Genomic DNA, 16,116 nt, shown 5'->3' on the forward strand with positions numbered 1-16,116 from the left:
GATGGTCGTGGAAGAATCGCGCAGTCGATCAGAGTGGAAGCAGATATTCCGCACCTTTGCGGACGAGGTGATGGCACCGCACGTACGCCACTACGACGAGGAGCGGACGTTCCCCGTCCCGATCCACGAACGGGCGGCGGCCCAGGGCATCCTCAACGCGGCCTTCCCCGAGGAACTGGGCGGCGCCGGGCTCTCGTACACCGAGTTCGCCGAGGGCATCGCCGAGCTGTCGGCGGTCTGCCCCGGGATGACCTGGACGCTGGTGTTCAACCGCGGCGCCCTGCATCCCGTGGTCGCCGCCGGCACGCCGGAGCAGAAGGAGCTCTTCGTCACCCGGCTCCTGAAGGACAACGGGTACGCGGCGCTGGGGCTCACCGAGCCCGAGAACGGCTCGAACCTGCTGGCGGCCACCACCCGCGCCGTGCGGACGGACTCGGGGTGGCTGCTCAACGGCGGCAAGTGCATGTCCGGCAACGGGACCGTCGCCGACGTGTTCCTCGTCCTGGCCAACACGGTGACGGACAACCGCAAACGCGGTCTGTCGTTCTTCGCCGTCCCGCGCGATGCTCCTGGCGTGACCGTGAGCGAGGACATCGAGAAGGCGGCCTTCCGCTGCCTTCCCACGCCCTCGGTCACCTTCCGGGACGTGGCCCTGGAGCCGGTCAGCCTGATCGGACGGGCCGGTGACGGCGAGTTCCTGCTGAACGAGCTCCTCGCGACCATCCGCATCGGCGGGGCCGCCTGCGGCACCGGGCTCGTCGCCGCCATGCTCACGGACGCGCTGACGTGGGTGGGCGAGCGCCGGGTGTACCCCGACGACCGCATGGACACCCTGAGCCACGTGCAGCTGACCCTGGGGCGGCTGTACGTGGAGCTCTGCGCGGCGCGGGGGCTCCTGGAGGAGGCCACGGCCCTCGCCGACCAGGGGCTGCCGTTCGGCAAGGAGAGCTCCATGGCGAAGTACGCCGCGACGGAGCTGGCCGTGCGCGCGTCGAACGAGATACTGCAGCTGTACGGCTGGCGCGGCATCGCCGCCGACTACGGGGTGGAGAAGCGCTGGCGCGACGCACGCGCCCTCACGATCTTCGAAGGGTCCAGCGAGATCCAGCTGTTGAACGTGTTCCGGGAGATGCGCCGGATGGTCACGAGCGAGGGAGGCCTGTAATTCCGTCCACAGAACCGACCACGGAGACCGTGCGCGCCGAGGACGGCGCCACGGCCGACGTCCGGCTGTACCGCCGGCCCGACGAGCCGTCGGCTCCCGTACTGGTGTGCATGCCCGCCATGGGCACCAGAGCCGCCTCCTACACTCCGCTGGCCGAGGCCCTCGCCGGGGCGGGGTTCCAGGTGGCCGTCGGCGAACTGCGGGGGCAGGGGACCAGTTCCGTCCGCCCGGGGCGGGGGGTGCGCTACGGCTACCACGAGATCGTGGCGTACGACTTCCCCGCGCTGTTCCGCACGGTCGCGGCCGCGTTCCCGGGAGCGCCGCGCCATCTCCTGGGGCACAGCCTCGGGGGGCAGCTCGGCACGCTCTACCTCAGCCAGGAGCCGCACATGGCCGCGGGCGCGGTCCTGGTGGGCGCCCCGTCCTGCCACTACCGCGGCTGGCCGTTCCCCCTGGGTCTTGGGATGCTCGCGGGTTTCCAGCTCGCCGCCGCGTTCTCCTCGGCGTACGGGTACTTCCCCGGCCGGCGGATCGGCGTGCTGGGCGACGACTCCGCGCAGATCCTGCGGGACATGGCCACCCAGGTCCGGACGGGCCGCTACGACGTGCCGTCCTCCCCGGTGGACTTCGAGCCCTGGCTGGCCAAGCTGGACCTGCCGGTGCTCGCGGTGACCGTCAGGGGCGACGGGATGGCCCCGCCCGCCGGGGTGCGGGGACTCAGCGACAAGCTGACGAGCGCGCGGGTGACGCACTGGGAGCTGGTGCTCGGCGAAGGGGTGCGGGGCAGCAGACACTACGGCTGGATCCGGGACCACGCCTCGCTCGTCGAACGGGTCAGGACCTTCGTGGACCGGGCCTGACCGCCGCGGCGTGACGGGCCCGTGCGCGGTGCCGTCACCGCGGGGCGGACGGGGAGGAGGCGCCGGAGGCCAGCAGCCGGGGCGCGCCGGTGCCGTCGGCGGGCACGGTCCACAGGTCCGTGCTGTCGGCGGCCCCGTCGCTGGGCAGGGCGTAGGCGAGGGTCCGGTCGTCGAGCCAGGCGGCCTGGTCGTCCACGCTGCGCTTCTCGGCGAGCGCGTGCTCGCGGAGTGTGCCCAGGTCCATGACGTGTTCGCGCCACAGCGTGGCTCCGGGCCGCACCCGTTTCTTGTATGCGATGCGGGTCTCGTCCGGCGACAGGGACGGGCATTCGACGTTCTGCGCCAGGGTGGTGACGGTGCGCCGGGAGATCGACCCCTTCACCAGATGGGTCTGGCCGGCGGTGGCGAGGGTGGCGTAGAAGGTGTCGTCGTCCTTGGAGAAGGTGACGCCCCAGAAGTTCACGTCCTGGGCTCGGTGGTCCCGGCCGTCCATGGAGACGGCGAACTCCTCCAGGCTGGATTCCAGCTTCCCGGTGCGGGTGTCCAGGATCGCGGTCCGGGTGGAGAAGAACGCGGAGCCGTAGGACTCGCCCGAGACGAAGACGGTCCACGCGGCGAACCGGCCGCTGGGCGAGACGCGGGCGCGGCTCGGAGTGCCCGCGAGCGGCAGGCTGCGCACGGTGCGCAGGTCGGCGTCGACGATCAGGGCCTTGTTGTCCTGGGCGAGCGCGCCCGGCGAGGAGCGCAGGCACACGCCGGTGCCCGCGGCGGCGTGGAACCGCTGGCAGTCCAGGTCGGAGGCGGTGCGCGCGGACTGCGGCGCACCGGCCGGGACCGAGGCGAGGGTTCCGCGGTGGGGGCCCTGTCCGCTGTTGAGGAGGAGCAGTTCGCCCTGCCGGGTGAGCGTGACGCCGCCCGCGGCGATCTCCGGGCCACCCGTCCCCGGCCGGTCGGCGCGGTCCGCGGCGCGTACCACCAGCACGGCGGCGAGGCCTGCGAGCAGCAGCACCGCCACCGCGAGGACGAGCAGGCGGCGTGACAACGACAGCGTCATACGGGGGGCCTCACGGGCTTCGGGTCGGGTCGGGAAGGACGGGCGGGTCGGCGGGCGGGTCGGCGGGCGGGTCGGCGGGCGGGTCGGCGGGGGCGCCGCCGGGGGCCTCGGGGCGCAGGACCAATCCGGCGACGGCCGCGCAGCACAGCAGCCCGGCCGCGGCGGCGGCGAGCGCCGGGCCGGTGCCCCAGAGGCTCCACGCCCCGCCGAAGGCCAGCGAGCAGCCGAAGCGGGCCAGCGCCTGGCCGGTGCCGACCACGGCCAGGCCGGTGGCGCGCAGCCGTCCGGGGACGGTGGCGGCCACGGCGGCGGGCAGCACTCCGTCGGTGGCGGCGTAGAACATGCCGTGCAGCGCGAGGACGAGGTAGGGCAGCGGCGGCCAGTCGGGGGCCCACAGCAGCAGCGCGTACCCGGCCAGCAGGAGGCCGTGCCCGGTCAGGAACACGGTGCGCCGGCCGATCCGGTCGGCGAGGCTCCCGGCGGGGACGGCCAGCAGCAGGAACACCGCGGCCGTGCCCAGCGGCAGGAGCGGGAACCACTGGTCGCCGATGCCGGTGCGGCGCTGCAGCAGCAGGTAGACGAAGGCGTCGCTGACGGTGGTGAGGCCGAGCAGGACGGCGCAGAGCGCCAGGGCGCGCAGCCGGGGCAGCCGCAGCAGGGCCGCCGCGTCGCGCAGCCGTACGGGCTCCGGGCGGGCGGTGGCGCCGCGGCCACCGGCCGGCCGGGGCGGGACCTCGCCGCCGCCCGACGGGACGAACAGCACGAGCACCACGACACCGAGGACCGCGACGCACGCGCTCACGCCGAAGACCGCGTCGTAGCCGTCGACCGCGACGCTCAGGACCAGGAACGCGGCGAGCGGGCCGAGCAGCGCCCCGGTGGTGTCCATGGCCCGGTGCACGCCGAAGGCGCGGCCCTGTGCGTCCGCCGGGGTGGACAGGGAGATCATGGCGTCGCGCGGGGCGGTGCGCAGGCCCTTGCCGGTGCGTTCCAGCGCGAGGATGACGCTGATCGGGCCGAGGCTGTGCGCCAAGAGCAACAGCGGCTTGCACAGGGCGGAGAGGCCGTAGCCGATGCCGGCGATCAGTTTGTGGTTGCGGACCCGGTCGGCGAGGTGGCCGCCGGTCAGCTGCACCAGCGCGCTGACCCCGTTGTAAAGGCCGTCGAGCGCGCCGAAGCCGAGCGGACTCAGGCCCAGCCCCGCGATCAGGTAGAGGGGCAGGACGGCCGTGACCATCTCGGAGGAGACGTCGGTGATCAGGCTGACCGTGCCGAGGGCCAGCACGGCCGGACCGACGGCGCGGGCCCGTAAGCGTCTGCCGTCCGGCGCGGTCTGCTTGTCCTCGGGCGAGGGCGTGGCCCCGGGCGAGGGCGCGGAGCGGTCCGCGAGGTACATGCTCTGGAGCTCCCGGTGCCGACGGTCTGAGTCACTCGGACGTGCGAGTGGAACCCTAATGGTCGTACGCGCCCACGGTGGTTCGTACGGCCCGATTCGGCCGGACGCCCCGATCGCCCCGGTCAGCCCTGCCGGCTGCTCTCGTCCCGCAGCCAGGTGGAGAAGTCCTGGTTCCGGATGGCCTTGCGGGACCCCCTGCGGGCGGCGAGCGCGGCCACCACGAAGACCAGCACCCCCGGGAGCAGCCGCGGCTGCTCCCGGAGCAGGGCGCGCAGGTCGGACGTGCCCGTACGGGCGGACGGCGCGGCCGCACCCTCCCGTTGGGCGGCCTGGAAGCGCTCGAACTCCGCGGAGGAGGTCGCGGCCCGGATCCGCCGCCGGACCAGGTCGGACCAGGTGCGCGGCGGGTGCACGACGACCCGGGCCGCCTCGACCACGCGCCGCTCCCCCGGCCCGAAGGCGAGGGACGCGGCCAGGTCGTCCGCCATCAGCGGGGGCAGCGCGGCGATCCGCGCGTGCCCCGGCTCGGTCACCGCGATGACCCCCCGCCCGAACAGGCCCTCGCGGACGGCCGGGAGCCGCTGCCAGACCCGGTAGTACGCCCGGACCGGCCAGGCGCAGCCGGCCAGCGGGACGTCGCGGCCGGGTGCGGCGGCGAGCAGGCCGGGGCTCCCGGCGAGCGCGCCGGTCAGGGCCCGTACGTCGGCGGCCCCGACGACGACGTCGGCGTCCACGTAGAGGCGGGGGAAGCCGCGCGCGTGCTCGTCCCCGACCCGCAGTGCCGTGTGTTTGGAGGGGGTCGGGATCTCCACGACCCGCACCCGGGAACCGCGCGCGGCCGCCACCCGGGCGGTGTCGTCCGTACAGCCGTTGCACACCACGACGATGTCGGGTCCGTCCGTGCCGGTGGGGGTGTCGGAGTCGGCGTCGGCCAGGAGCGCGTCCAGGAGCCGGCCGATGACCCGGCCCTCGTTGTGGGCCGGTATCACGATGCTGGTCACCCGGGCAGTATGCACGGTCGAACACCCGCGCCAGGCGATTCCGTCAACTCTGCCCGGGGGTACGCCCGGTGGACTAGATTGAGCGGCGCCGAGCGGTTTCGGCAGGAGGTACGGGTTCGGCTGCCTGGGGGAACATGCAGCCGGCCGGGGGGTAGTACGCGCAATCACGCAATGCATCGGTTGTGGGGGGCCATCACCGTTGAGCAGGTCACGCACGGGTCGCCCGTGCGTCCGGCCTGCCCTCGACGGCATTCCCCTTCATCCACGCGCCCCGGCCATGAGTTGTCGGCACGCCGGTCGGCGTGCGGGGAAGGAAGGGGAACGCTGTGAAGCCCAACACTGTGAAGGACACCGGCGCGAAGGCCGCCGGTCGGGCGGAGCCGTTAGGCGTCGCCGTGGTCGGTGCGGGCTACTGGGGCCCCAATCTCGTGCGCAACTTCCAGTCCAGTCCGCGGTTCCGGCTGCGCTGGCTCTGTGATCTGAACGTCGACCGGGCCCGGCAGGTGCTCGGCGGCTACTCCACCGTCCAGGCGACCTCGGACTACGCGGCGGTCCTCGCCGACCCGGCCGTCGACGCGGTCGCCGTGGCCACCCCGGCGGGAACGCACCTGGACGTCGCGCTGGCCGCCCTGCGGGCCGGCAAGCACGTCCTGGTGGAGAAGCCCCTCGCCGCCACGTACGAGGACGGGCTGCGGCTCGTCAACGAGGCCGAGGAACGCGGTCTCACGCTGATGTGCGACCACACGTACTGCTACACCCCGGCGGTGGGCCGCATCCGGGAGATGGTCCGCTCCGGCGAACTCGGCGAGATCCACTTCGTCGACTCGGTACGGATCAACCTGGGGCTGGTCCAGAAGGACGTCGACGTCCTGTGGGACCTGGCCCCGCACGACCTGTCGGTCCTCGACTTCATCCTCCCGGACCACGTCCAGCCGGTCGCCGTCGCCGCGCACGGAGCCGACCCGATCGGGGCCGGACAGTCCTGCGTGGCCTATCTGACGCTCCAGCTGAGCACCGGTGCCATCGCGCACGTGCACGTCAACTGGCTGTCCCCGACGAAGGTCCGCACCACCATGGTCGGCGGGTCCAAGCGCACCCTGGTGTGGGACGACCTCAACCCCTCCCAGCGCGTGGCCGTGTTCGACCGCGGCGTGGAGCTGAGCACCCCGCAGGAGATCGGCGCCGACGAGCGCCGCGACATGCTCGTCTCCTACCGGACCGGCGACATGGTGGCGCCCGCGATCGGCGAGAAGGAGGCGCTGCGCAGCATGGTCGAGGAGTTCGCCGCGGCGATCGGCTCGGGGCGGCCCGCGCTGACCGACGGGCGGGCCGGCCTGAAGGTGCTGGACATCCTGGAAGCGGCCTCCCGGAGCCTGGAGTTCAAGGGCGCGGTCGTCGGACTGCGTACCGGCCGCTGACGGTTCGCGGGCCAGTGACACGAATGACGACGAACGACTCAGTGGGGGCAGGGCGTTGAGCAGCGTACGAGGCAAGAGGATTCTGGTCACCGGCGGAGCGGGCACCATCGGCTCGCACCTGGTGGACCTGCTGGTGGACAACGGGGCACGCGAGGTCGTGGTGCTCGACAACTTCGTGCGGGGGCGCAGCGCCAACCTGGCCCGCGCCCTGCCGAGCGGCGTGGTGGAGGTCGTCGAGGGGGACATCCGCGACCTGGCCGCGGTGCGCAAGGTGACGGAGGGCGCCGAGCTGGTGTTCCACCTGGCGGCCATCCGGATCACGCAGTGCGCGGAGGAGCCGCGGCTGGCGAACGAGGTGATGGTGGACGGCACGTTCAACGTGCTGGAGGCGGCGGCCGCCGCCGGGGTGGGCAAGGTGATCGCCTCGTCCTCGGCCTCGGTCTACGGGCTGGCCGAGCAGTTCCCGACCACCGAGCGCCACCACCCGTACAACAACGACACCTTCTACGGCGCCGCGAAGGCGTTCAACGAGGGGATGCTGCGCAGCTTCCACTCCATGTACGGGCTGGACTACGTCGCCCTGCGCTACTTCAACGTGTACGGGCCGCGGATGGACATCCACGGGCTGTACACCGAGGTGCTGATCCGCTGGATGGAGCGCATCGCCTCCGGCGAGCCGCCGCTGATCCTCGGAGACGGCCTCCAGACCATGGACTTCGTCGACGTGCGGGACATCGCGCGCGCCAACCTGCTGGCCGCCGAGTCGGACCTGACCGACGAGGTGTTCAACATCGCGAGCGGGACCGAGACCAGCCTGCTGGAGCTGGCGAACGGCCTGCTGGAGGCGATGGGCGCGGACGGCCTGGTGCCGGAGCACGGTCCGGCCCGCTCCGTGAACGGCGTGACCCGCCGGCTCGCGGACACGGCGCAGGCCGCGGAGCGGCTCGGCTTCACGGCCGGGATCGACCTGCGCAGCGGGCTGCGGGACCTGGTCGACTGGTGGCGGGCAGAGCGCGCCGCCGACGCCGCGGCGGCCGCGGCGGCGGCCGACACCGCGGCCGGGGAGGCCGGCCGATGAGCGCGCAGGATCCCGTACCGCCCGCCCGCATCCCGGTCATGGTGCCGTGGCTGGGCGAGGAGGAGGCGAAGGCCGCGGCCGACGCCGTGCTCTCGGGCTGGGTGGCCCAGGGCCCCCGGGTCGCCGCGTTCGAGCGGGCCTTCGCGGAGCGGGTGGGCGCCGAGCACGGCATCGCGGTGAGTTCCTGCACGACCGCCCTGCACCTGGCGCTCGTCGCGCTGGAGCTGGGCCCGGGCGACGAGGTGATCGTGCCCTCGCTGTCCTTCATCGCCACGGCCAACGCGGTCCGCTACGTGGGCGCGCGGCCGGTGTTCGCGGACGTCGAGGAGGCCACCGGCAACCTCACCCCGGCCACCGTGGACGCGGTCCGCACGCCCCGTACGAAGGCGGTGCTCGCCGTCCACCAGGGCGGGGTGCCCGCGGACGTGCACGCGCTGCGCGCGGCGTGCGCCGACTGGGACCTCGCCCTGGTGGAGGACGCCGCCTGCGGCATCGGCGCGACCGTCGGCGGCAAGTCGGTGGGCCACGGCGCGCTGCTCGCCGCCTGGTCCTTCCACCCCCGCAAGGTGATCACCACCGGCGAGGGCGGCATGCTGACCACGGACGACGCGCAGTGGGCGGAGCGGCTGCGCCGGCTGCGCGAGCACGGGATGAACGTGTCCGCGGCGCAGCGGCACGCGAGCGGCAAGCCGATCGTCGAGAGCTACCTGGAGGTCGGCTACAACTACCGGATGACCGACATCCAGGCCGCGGTCGGCCTGGTGCAGCTCGGCAAGCTGGACGCGATCGTCGCCCGGCGCCGGGAGCTGGCCGCCCGGTACGAGGAGCTGCTGCGCGAGGTGCCGGGGATCACCCCGGTCCGGGACCCGGCCCACGGCCAGGGCAACTTCCAGTCGTACTGGGTGCTGCCGGCCGAGGACTTCCCCGTCCGCCGGGACGCTCTGCTCGAGGCCCTGTCCGAGGCGGGCGTCTCGGCCCGCCGCGGGATCATGGCCTCGCACCTGGAGCCGGCGTACGCCGGGCACGGGGCGGCGCCGCTGCCGGTGACCGAGCGGATCAGCCGGGACTCGCTGATCCTGCCGCTGTTCCACACCATGACCGGGGCCGAGCAGGACCGGGTGGTGACGGTGCTGCGGGAACAGGCCGGCGGATGAACGGGCCACGGCCCACCGAGGACCTGCTGATCGTCGGCGCGGGCGGGTTCGCCCGGGAGACCGCGCAGGCGGTCCGGGACGTCGCCGCCGCCGACGTGGCGCGGGGTCTCCCGCCGCGGTGGCGGCTCGCCGGGCACCTCGACGACGACCCCGCTCTGGCGGGCCGGGACGTGGACGGGGTGCCGGTCCTTGGCGGCAGCGACCGGGTGCACGAGCTGCGGTCCGCCCGGGTGGTGGTCTGTGTGGGCAGCCCGCGCGACTACGCCGTACGGGCCCGCCTCGTGCGGCGGCTGGGGCTGCCCGTCGGCCGCTACGCGACGGTGGTCCACCCCACGGCGGTGGTGTCGGGGTCCTCGGTGCTCGGCGCGGGCTCGGTGCTCCTCGCGCACTGCGTGCTGACGGCCGCCGTCCGGGTGGGGTCGCACGTGGCGGTGATGCCTCAGGTGGTCCTCGCCCACGACGACGCGGTCGGGGACTTCGCCACGCTCGCCTCGGGGGTGCGTCTCGGCGGCGGGGTGCGGCTGGGCCGGGGGGCCTATGTGGGGGCGGGCTCACTGGTCCGCGAGTACACGACGGTCGGCGCCTGGTCGCTGACCGGTATGGGAAGCACGGTCCTGGCCGACGTGCCGGCCGGCGAGGTGTGGGCCGGGAGCCCGGCCCGCCGGCTGCGCGCCGCGGACGCTCCGGCGCTCGACGAGCTGCGGACCGATGGGGAGATGACCGGCCGCCGGCCGGGGACACGGATGGAGAGCCCAGTCGCATGAACCAGATACCGCTCGTGGACCTGAAGGCGGCGCACGCCGAGGTGGCCGGGGAATTACAGGCCGGATTCGACCGCGTCCTCGCGAACACCGCCTTCATCGGCGGTGAGGAGGTCCGCGCGTTCGAGCGCGAGTACGCGGAGTTCGCCGGGGTGGGGCACTGCGTCGGCGTCGCCAACGGCACCGACGCCCTCGAGTTGGCGCTGCGGGCCAGTGGGGTGGGGGTGGGCGACGAGGTGGTGCTGCCCGCGAACACCTTCATCGCCACCGCCGGCGCCGTCGCCCGGATCGGTGCGCGCCCGGTGCTGGTCGACTGCCTTCCCGACACGCTGCTGATGGACCCGCAGGCCGCGCTGGACGCGGTCGGCAAGGCGACCCGCGCGGTGGTCCCGGTCCACCTGTACGGGCAGTGCGCCCCCACCGCGGAGCTGACCGCGCAGCTGCCGGCGCACGTGCGGATCGTCGAGGACGCCGCGCAGAGCCAGGGCGCGACCCGTGACGGGCGCTCCCCCGGCCGCGGCGGGATCGCCGCGACCAGCTTCTACCCGGGCAAGAACCTGGGCGCGTACGGCGACGCGGGCGCGGTGGTGACCGACGACGAGGAGAGCGCGGACCTGGTCCGGGCCCTGGCCAACCACGGCGGCGTCGTCAAGTACCGGCACGACGTGGCCGGTTTCAACAGCCGGCTGGACGGCCTGCAGGCCGTGGTGCTGCGGGCGAAGCTGGCCCGGCTGGCGGAGGGGAACGCGGCCCGCCGGGCGGCGGCCGCCCGCTACGACGGGCTCCTCGGCGAGCTCGCGGCGGCCGGCCGGGTCACCCTGCCGGTCACGGCGGAGGGCAACGTCCACGTGTGGCACCTGTACGTCGTACGCGTCGCCGGAGCGGACCGCGACGCCGTCGTCGGCAAGCTCAACGCGGAGGGCATCGGCGCGGGCGTGCACTATCCGGCGCCGGTCCACCTGACCCCGGCTTTCGCCCACCTCGGGCACGGCCGCGGCGCCTTCCCGCACGCCGAGGAGGCCGCGGACCGGATGCTCTCCCTCCCCCTCTTCCCGCAGATCACCGCCGACCAGCAGCAGCGGGTCGTGGACGCGCTCAGCGGCGCCCTGCGCTGACGCCTCTCGGTTCACGCAAACAAATGAGGTACAGATGAACAAGCGGAGAAGGCTGCTCCGGTTCCGGTACGGTCTTTTCACCGTGGTCGCCGCCCTGGTGGCCACGGTTCTCTCACCGGCCTCGGTGGCCGGTGCCGCCGACCCCTGCGGTCCGACGTCGAACGCCGTCGTCTGCGAGAACTCCAAGCCCGGCACCCCGATGGCGGAGTGGTTCGCGCCCAGCGCCTGGGGCGACATCAAGGGCTTCAGCGCCCAGATGAGCGTCCAGGCCGGCGACACCGTGCAGTTCAAGGTCCAGTCCCCCGCCCCGTACCGCGTCTCGGTCTACCGGCTGGGCTACTACGGGGGCGACGGCGCCCGGCTGCTGTCGACGCAGGCCCAGGCCGCCCAGACCTACCCGGCCAACTTCGCCCAGGGCGGTAGTCCGAAGAGCTGCACGACCAAGGCCTCGACCGGCCTGGTCGACTGCGGCAACTGGCCCGTGACGGCGACGTGGAGCGTGCCGTCCGACGCCGTCTCCGGCCTGTACGTCGCCAACTTCGACCAGGCGGACGGCAACGGCCTGATGCCGTACCCGTTCGTCGTCCGCAACGACTCCAGCCACTCCGACATCCTGGTGCAGACGAGCGACCAGACCTGGCAGGCGTACAACAACTACGGCGGCCAGGACCTCTACGACGGCGGTGGCCCCGCCCCGGACGGCCGCGCGTACGAGGTGAGCTACAACCGGCCGATGGACATCGGCGGGGAGAACGGGATCTACGGCTCCGAGTACCAGATGATCTCGTGGCTGGAGCGCAACGGCTACGACCTCAGCTACATGTCCGGGATCGACATGGCGGTGCGCGGCGCCTCCCTCATGCAGAACCACAAGGTGTTCATGTCCTCCGGGCACGACGAGTACTGGACGCAGGAGCAGTTCACCAACGCCCTGAACGCCCGGCGCGCCGGCCAGCACCAGACGTACTTCGCCGGGAACGAGATCTTCTGGAAGACCCGGCTGGCGCCGAGCATCGACGGCGCCAACACCGCCAACCGGACGCTGGTCTGCTACAAGGAGACCAAGCTCTCCTTCCCGGTGCCCAACGGCGTCCCCGACCCGAGCGGCACCTGGACGGGCACCTTCATGGACCCGGCCAGCGCCACCAACGGGCGTCCGTACCAGCCCCAGAACCAGCTGACCGGGACGCTGTTCACGGTGAACGGCTACCGCTCCGACGCGATCACCGTACCGGGCGCCTTCGCCAGGATGCGACTGTGGCGCAACACCACCGTCGCGAACCTGACGCCCTCGCAGACCGCGACCTTCCCGACCGGGACGCTCGGCTACGAGTGGGACTCCGACATCGAGGACGCGGCGCGGCCGCCGGGGCAGATCAAGATGTCCTCCACCACCGTGGACATCGAGGACGGCAAGTACCGGCTGGACTACGGCAACACGTACGGGAACGGCACCGCCACGCACAGCCTGGTGGCCTTCCGCGACCAGACCTCGCACGCGCTGGTCTTCGGCACGGGCACGGTGCAGTGGTCGTGGGGCCTGACCAACATGCCGACGGGCAACCCGGACGACACGGTGGTCACCGAGGACAAGCGGATGCAGCAGGCCACCGTCAACGTCTTCGCGGACATGGGGGTGCAGCCGGGGAGCCTGCAGGGCAACCTGGTCCCGGCCACCGCCTCCACCGACGCCACCGGGCCGGCCGTCACCGTGACGAGCCCCGCGTCCGGCGCCACCGTGCCGGCCCTGCGGCCCGTCACCGTCACCGGCACGGCGGCCGACAGCGGTGGCGGCGTGGTGGCCCGTGTGGAGGTCTCCACGGACGGCGGTACCACCTGGAAGGCGACCAACGGCGTCGGCTCGTGGAGCTACACCTGGACGCCGACCGCTCCCGGCTCGGTGCAGATCAAGGTCCGCGCGGTGGACGACAGCGTCAACATCGGCGCCGTCACCACGGTGCCGCTGACCGTCGGCCCCCAGCAGTGCCCCTGCACCGTCTGGCCCGCGGCCGCGGTACCGGGGACCGTCAACGCGGGTGACGGCAGCGCGGTGGAGCTCGGCGTGAAGATCCGTACCACGGCGGCCGGTTCGATCACGGGGGTCCGCTTCTACAAGTCGCCGGCCAACACGGGCACGCACACCGGCAGCCTGTGGAGCTCCACCGGTCAGCGCCTGGCCACGGGTACGTTCACCAACGAGACGGCCTCCGGCTGGCAACAGCTGAACTTCGCCACCCCGGTGCCGGTCAAGGCGAACACGACCTACATCGCCTCGTACTTCGCCCCGCACGGCGGATACTCCTTCGACAACACCTTCGTCTCCGGCTCCGCGGGGCTCGCCCCGCTGACCGCGCTGAAGAGCGGTACCGACGGCGGCAACGGCGTCTACCGCTACAGCGCCTCGGGCGGCTTCCCGAACACGGCGGCGAGCGGCAGCAACTACTGGGTCGACGCGGTCCTGGACACCTCGGCCGCGAGCACCACACCGCCCACCGTCACCTCCACCTCGCCGCAGTCCGCGGCGACCGGCACCCAGATCACGGCCTCGGCGACGGCGACCTTCTCCACGGCCGTCGACTCCGAGACCCTGGTGTTCACCCTGAAGGACTCGGGGGGAGCCAACATCCCGGGTACGAAGGTGATGGGCGCGGCCAACAGCGCGACCTTCACGCCGTCCAGCGAACTCGCCCTGAACTCGACCTACACCCTGTCGGTCCAGGCGAGCGACCTGTGGGGCAACGCGATGGCCGCACCGGTCACCTGGAACTTCACCACCAGTCCCCACCCGCCCACCGTCAACTGCCCGTGCGGCCTATGGCCGAACACCGCCACGCCGAGCACCGCCAACGTGGGGGGCGACGCCAACTCCGTGGAGCTGGGCACGCGTTTCCAGTCCGCGGTGAACGGCTACGTCACCGGTGTCACCTTCTACAAGGGCCCCGGCAACACCGGCAGCCACACCGGCAGCCTCTGGGCCGCCGACGGCACCCTGCTCGCCACCGGCACCTTCGGCAGCGAGACCCTGACCGGCTGGCAGCAGCTCAAGTTCGCCACCCCGGTGCCCGTCACCGCCGGCACCTCGTACGTGGCCTCCTACCACGCTCCGAACGGCAACTACTCCGTGGACGGCGGCTACTTCTCCGGAGCGCACCGCTCCTACCCGCTGGTCGCACCGGCCGACGGAGCGGGCGGCGCCAACGGCCTCTACAAGTACGGCGCGAGCACCACGTTCCCGACGAACACCTTCGGGTCCGTGAACTACTGGGTCGGCCCGCTCTTCACCACCACCGCGCCGAACGGCCTCCAGTCGGACGGCTCCACGGAGGTGGCCGGCCAGTGAGCACGGTCAGCGTGGTGATCCCCTGCTACAAGTACGGCCACTTCCTGGCCGACTGCGTCAAGAGCGTCCTGGACGAGCAGGAGGGGGTCGACGTCCGGGTGCTGATCATCGACGACGCGTCCCCCGACGACTCCGCCGACGTCGCGCGCGCCCTCGCGGCCGCCGACCCGCGGATCGAGGTCCGGGTCCACGAGCGGAACCGGGGCCACATCGCCACCTACAACGAGGGCCTGCTGGAATGGGCCGACGGGGACTACGTGGCCCTGCTGTCGGCCGACGACCGGCTGGTCCCCGGGGCGCTGGTGCGCGCCGCCGCCCTGCTCGACGCGCACCCGGAGGCCGGTTTCGCCTACGGCCGGCCGCTGCGCTTCCGGCACGGCGGCCCGCTGCCCGCCGCCCGCACCCACAGCACGGGGTCGGTCGTCTACCCGGGCCGGTGGTGGCTGGACCGGCGGTTCCGGGAGGGCACCGGATGCATCACCTCGCCCGAGGTGGTCGTCCGCACCAGCCTCCAGCGCAAGGTCGGCGGCTACGATCCCGAGCTGCCGCACGCCGGTGACATCGAGATGTGGATGCGGCTCGCCGCCCATGCCGACGTGGGCTACGTCCAGGGGGCCGACCAGGCCTTCTACCGGGTCCACGGCAACAACATGTCCACCACGGACTTCGGTGGGCAGCTCGACGACCTGCGCCAGCGCCTGGTCGCCTTCGACTCGGTCCTCGACAAGTGCGCCGACCTGCTGCCGGGCGCCGACCAGCTGGCCCTGTCGGCGCGCACCCGGCTCGCCCGGTACGCGCTGCGGCGCGCCTACCGGGCGTACGACAGGGGGCGCACGGCGGTGGTGCCGGTGGACGAGCTGGTGGAGTTCGCCGCCGAGTGCCTGCCCGGCCGCTACACCGCGCTGGCGGAGTACCGGGCGCTGCGCAGGCGTCGGCTCATCGGCGCGCGCGTCATGCCCTACCTGCAGCCGCTGGTGCTGTCGGCCGTGGCCGACAGAGGGCGCGAGTGGCTGTGGTGGCGGTCGTGGAAGCGCCGAGGGATCTGATGCCCCGTCTCCACCGGCTCTCCCGGCGGGCCCTCGGGACCGGCGTCGGCGCGCTCGCGCCGACGCCGGTTCCGGCGTGTCAGGAGCTGGTCGGTCCACAGGGTGGCCGCCACGCCGCCGACCGCCGCGAGCAGGGCCACTCCGGCCAGGGCGCGGACCCGGTCGCCGGTCCGCGCGGCCGCGTGCGGCTGCACCAGCAGGTCCACGCTCATCCGTGCCCCGGCCGGGATGTTCTGCTGTGTCTGGAGATCGTTCAGGTGCCGGGTGTAGACCTCGATGATCTTCCGCACGGAGGCGTCGGCCGCCGCGGGGTCGGAGTGCTCGACCTGGATCTGGAGCGAGGGGATCAGGTGCCGCGGGGTGACGCTGGTGCCGCTGTTGCGCGGAGTCATCCGGTAGGTGCCGGTGACGCCCGCGTCCTTGAGCTCGGCCGCTCCGGCGGGCGAGTCCAGCTGCTGCACCACCCCGTACGAGACGGCGGCGAGGGGCGGCTGGAGGTTCGCGAGCTGGTTCGGCTGGGTGCTGGTCACCGGCGGTTTGAGGACCACGATCGCCGAGCTGGAGTAGACCGGTTCGGGCCGCAGCACCGCCGCCGCTCCGGCGGCCGCGAGCAGCACCGCCACCACCAGGACGTACCAGCGCCGACGCAGCGCACGGACCAACTCACCAGGCGACACGGGGTTCCTTTCCCTCATGACCGATCTTTGCAGGACCCGGGTAGGTCCGCC

Annotated in this window: 13 protein-coding genes; 9 read left to right on the top strand and 4 right to left on the bottom strand. The window is 73.1% G+C overall.

The genetic code is table 11. From position 1 onward, the window contains the following. Nucleotide 1 precedes the first annotated feature (1 nt). Both ACZ6JT_RS06880 and ACZ6JT_RS06885 read left to right on the top strand, forming a co-directional pair. A complete protein-coding gene (locus ACZ6JT_RS06880) occupies nt 2-1,165 on the top strand; it encodes an acyl-CoA dehydrogenase family protein (RefSeq protein ID WP_469207906.1) in 1,164 nt (387 codons plus the stop codon). A 29-nt stretch (nt 1,166-1,194) separates the two neighbouring features. Further along, entirely contained in the window at nt 1,195-2,025 is an 831-nt protein-coding gene (locus ACZ6JT_RS06885; protein ID WP_469207908.1) for an alpha/beta hydrolase family protein, read from the top strand. A 34-nt stretch (nt 2,026-2,059) separates the two neighbouring features. Here ACZ6JT_RS06885 and ACZ6JT_RS06890 read toward each other — a convergent pair whose 3' ends face one another. The 3 genes from ACZ6JT_RS06890 to ACZ6JT_RS06900 all read right to left on the bottom strand — a co-directional run bounded on the left by ACZ6JT_RS06890 (nt 2,060) and on the right by ACZ6JT_RS06900 (nt 5,476). Beyond that, nucleotides 2,060-3,079 (bottom strand): TolB family protein, encoded by a 1,020-nt coding sequence (locus ACZ6JT_RS06890; protein ID WP_469207910.1) that lies wholly within the window; start codon nt 3,077-3,079, stop codon nt 2,060-2,062. Nucleotides 3,080-3,089: 10 nt separating this feature from the next. Beyond that, entirely contained in the window at nt 3,090-4,475 is a 1,386-nt protein-coding gene (locus ACZ6JT_RS06895; protein WP_469207912.1) for an MFS transporter, read from the bottom strand. Nucleotides 4,476-4,597: 122 nt separating this feature from the next. Then, nucleotides 4,598-5,476 (bottom strand): glycosyltransferase, encoded by an 879-nt coding sequence (locus ACZ6JT_RS06900; RefSeq protein WP_469207914.1) that lies wholly within the window; start codon nt 5,474-5,476, stop codon nt 4,598-4,600. A gap of 326 nt (nt 5,477-5,802) precedes the next feature. Here ACZ6JT_RS06900 and ACZ6JT_RS06905 point away from each other — a divergent pair, with 326 nt between their 5' ends. From ACZ6JT_RS06905 to ACZ6JT_RS06935, 7 genes are read left to right on the top strand one after another with little or no spacing between them, the layout of a single operon-like run. Further along, nucleotides 5,803-6,894: a Gfo/Idh/MocA family protein gene (locus tag ACZ6JT_RS06905; RefSeq protein ID WP_469207916.1), complete on the top strand. Its 1,092-nt coding sequence runs from the start codon at nt 5,803-5,805 to the stop codon at nt 6,892-6,894. A gap of 55 nt (nt 6,895-6,949) precedes the next feature. Further along, complete coding sequence (locus ACZ6JT_RS06910) at nt 6,950-7,972, top strand: NAD-dependent epimerase/dehydratase family protein (protein WP_469207918.1); 1,023 nt, start codon at nt 6,950-6,952, stop codon at nt 7,970-7,972. Further along, nucleotides 7,969-9,126, top strand: coding sequence for a DegT/DnrJ/EryC1/StrS family aminotransferase (locus ACZ6JT_RS06915; RefSeq protein ID WP_469207920.1), 1,158 nt, complete (start codon nt 7,969-7,971; stop codon nt 9,124-9,126). The genes ACZ6JT_RS06910 and ACZ6JT_RS06915 overlap by 4 nt, the downstream gene beginning before the upstream one ends. Further along, the gene (locus ACZ6JT_RS06920) at nt 9,123-9,890 is read left to right on the top strand and encodes a NeuD/PglB/VioB family sugar acetyltransferase (protein WP_469207922.1); all 768 of its coding nucleotides are present in this window, start codon (nt 9,123-9,125) and stop codon (nt 9,888-9,890) included. The genes ACZ6JT_RS06915 and ACZ6JT_RS06920 overlap by 4 nt, the downstream gene beginning before the upstream one ends. After that, entirely contained in the window at nt 9,887-11,002 is a 1,116-nt protein-coding gene (locus tag ACZ6JT_RS06925; RefSeq protein ID WP_469207924.1) for a DegT/DnrJ/EryC1/StrS family aminotransferase, read from the top strand. The genes ACZ6JT_RS06920 and ACZ6JT_RS06925 overlap by 4 nt, the downstream gene beginning before the upstream one ends. A gap of 34 nt (nt 11,003-11,036) precedes the next feature. Beyond that, nucleotides 11,037-14,342: a DUF4082 domain-containing protein gene (locus ACZ6JT_RS06930; RefSeq protein ID WP_469207926.1), complete on the top strand. Its 3,306-nt coding sequence runs from the start codon at nt 11,037-11,039 to the stop codon at nt 14,340-14,342. Beyond that, on the top strand, nt 14,339-15,388 hold the full coding sequence (locus ACZ6JT_RS06935; protein WP_469207928.1) for a glycosyltransferase: 1,050 nt from the start codon (nt 14,339-14,341) through the stop codon (nt 15,386-15,388). Before ACZ6JT_RS06930 ends, ACZ6JT_RS06935 begins: the two co-directional genes overlap by 4 nt. On the opposite strand, the gene ACZ6JT_RS06940 is transcribed toward ACZ6JT_RS06935, so the two are convergent. After that, entirely contained in the window at nt 15,301-16,065 is a 765-nt protein-coding gene (locus tag ACZ6JT_RS06940) for a Wzz/FepE/Etk N-terminal domain-containing protein (protein WP_469207930.1), read from the bottom strand. The genes ACZ6JT_RS06935 and ACZ6JT_RS06940 overlap by 88 nt on opposite strands. Between the last annotated feature and the right edge of the window lie 51 nt (nt 16,066-16,116).

It is taken from the genome of Streptomyces sp. NPDC046308 (assembly GCF_055588065.1).

Coding starts and splice junctions, on each gene's coding strand:
- ACZ6JT_RS06880 (WP_469207906.1), top strand. CDS start 2: ATGGTCGTGGAAGAATCGCGCAGTCGATCAGAGTGGAAGCAGATATTC.
- ACZ6JT_RS06890 (WP_469207910.1), bottom strand. CDS start 3,079: ATGACGCTGTCGTTGTCACGCCGCCTGCTCGTCCTCGCGGTGGCGGTG.
- ACZ6JT_RS06895 (WP_469207912.1), bottom strand. CDS start 4,475: ATGTACCTCGCGGACCGCTCCGCGCCCTCGCCCGGGGCCACGCCCTCG.
- ACZ6JT_RS06915 (WP_469207920.1), top strand. CDS start 7,969: ATGAGCGCGCAGGATCCCGTACCGCCCGCCCGCATCCCGGTCATGGTG.
- ACZ6JT_RS06920 (WP_469207922.1), top strand. CDS start 9,123: ATGAACGGGCCACGGCCCACCGAGGACCTGCTGATCGTCGGCGCGGGC.
- ACZ6JT_RS06925 (WP_469207924.1), top strand. CDS start 9,887: ATGAACCAGATACCGCTCGTGGACCTGAAGGCGGCGCACGCCGAGGTG.
- ACZ6JT_RS06930 (WP_469207926.1), top strand. CDS start 11,037: ATGAACAAGCGGAGAAGGCTGCTCCGGTTCCGGTACGGTCTTTTCACC.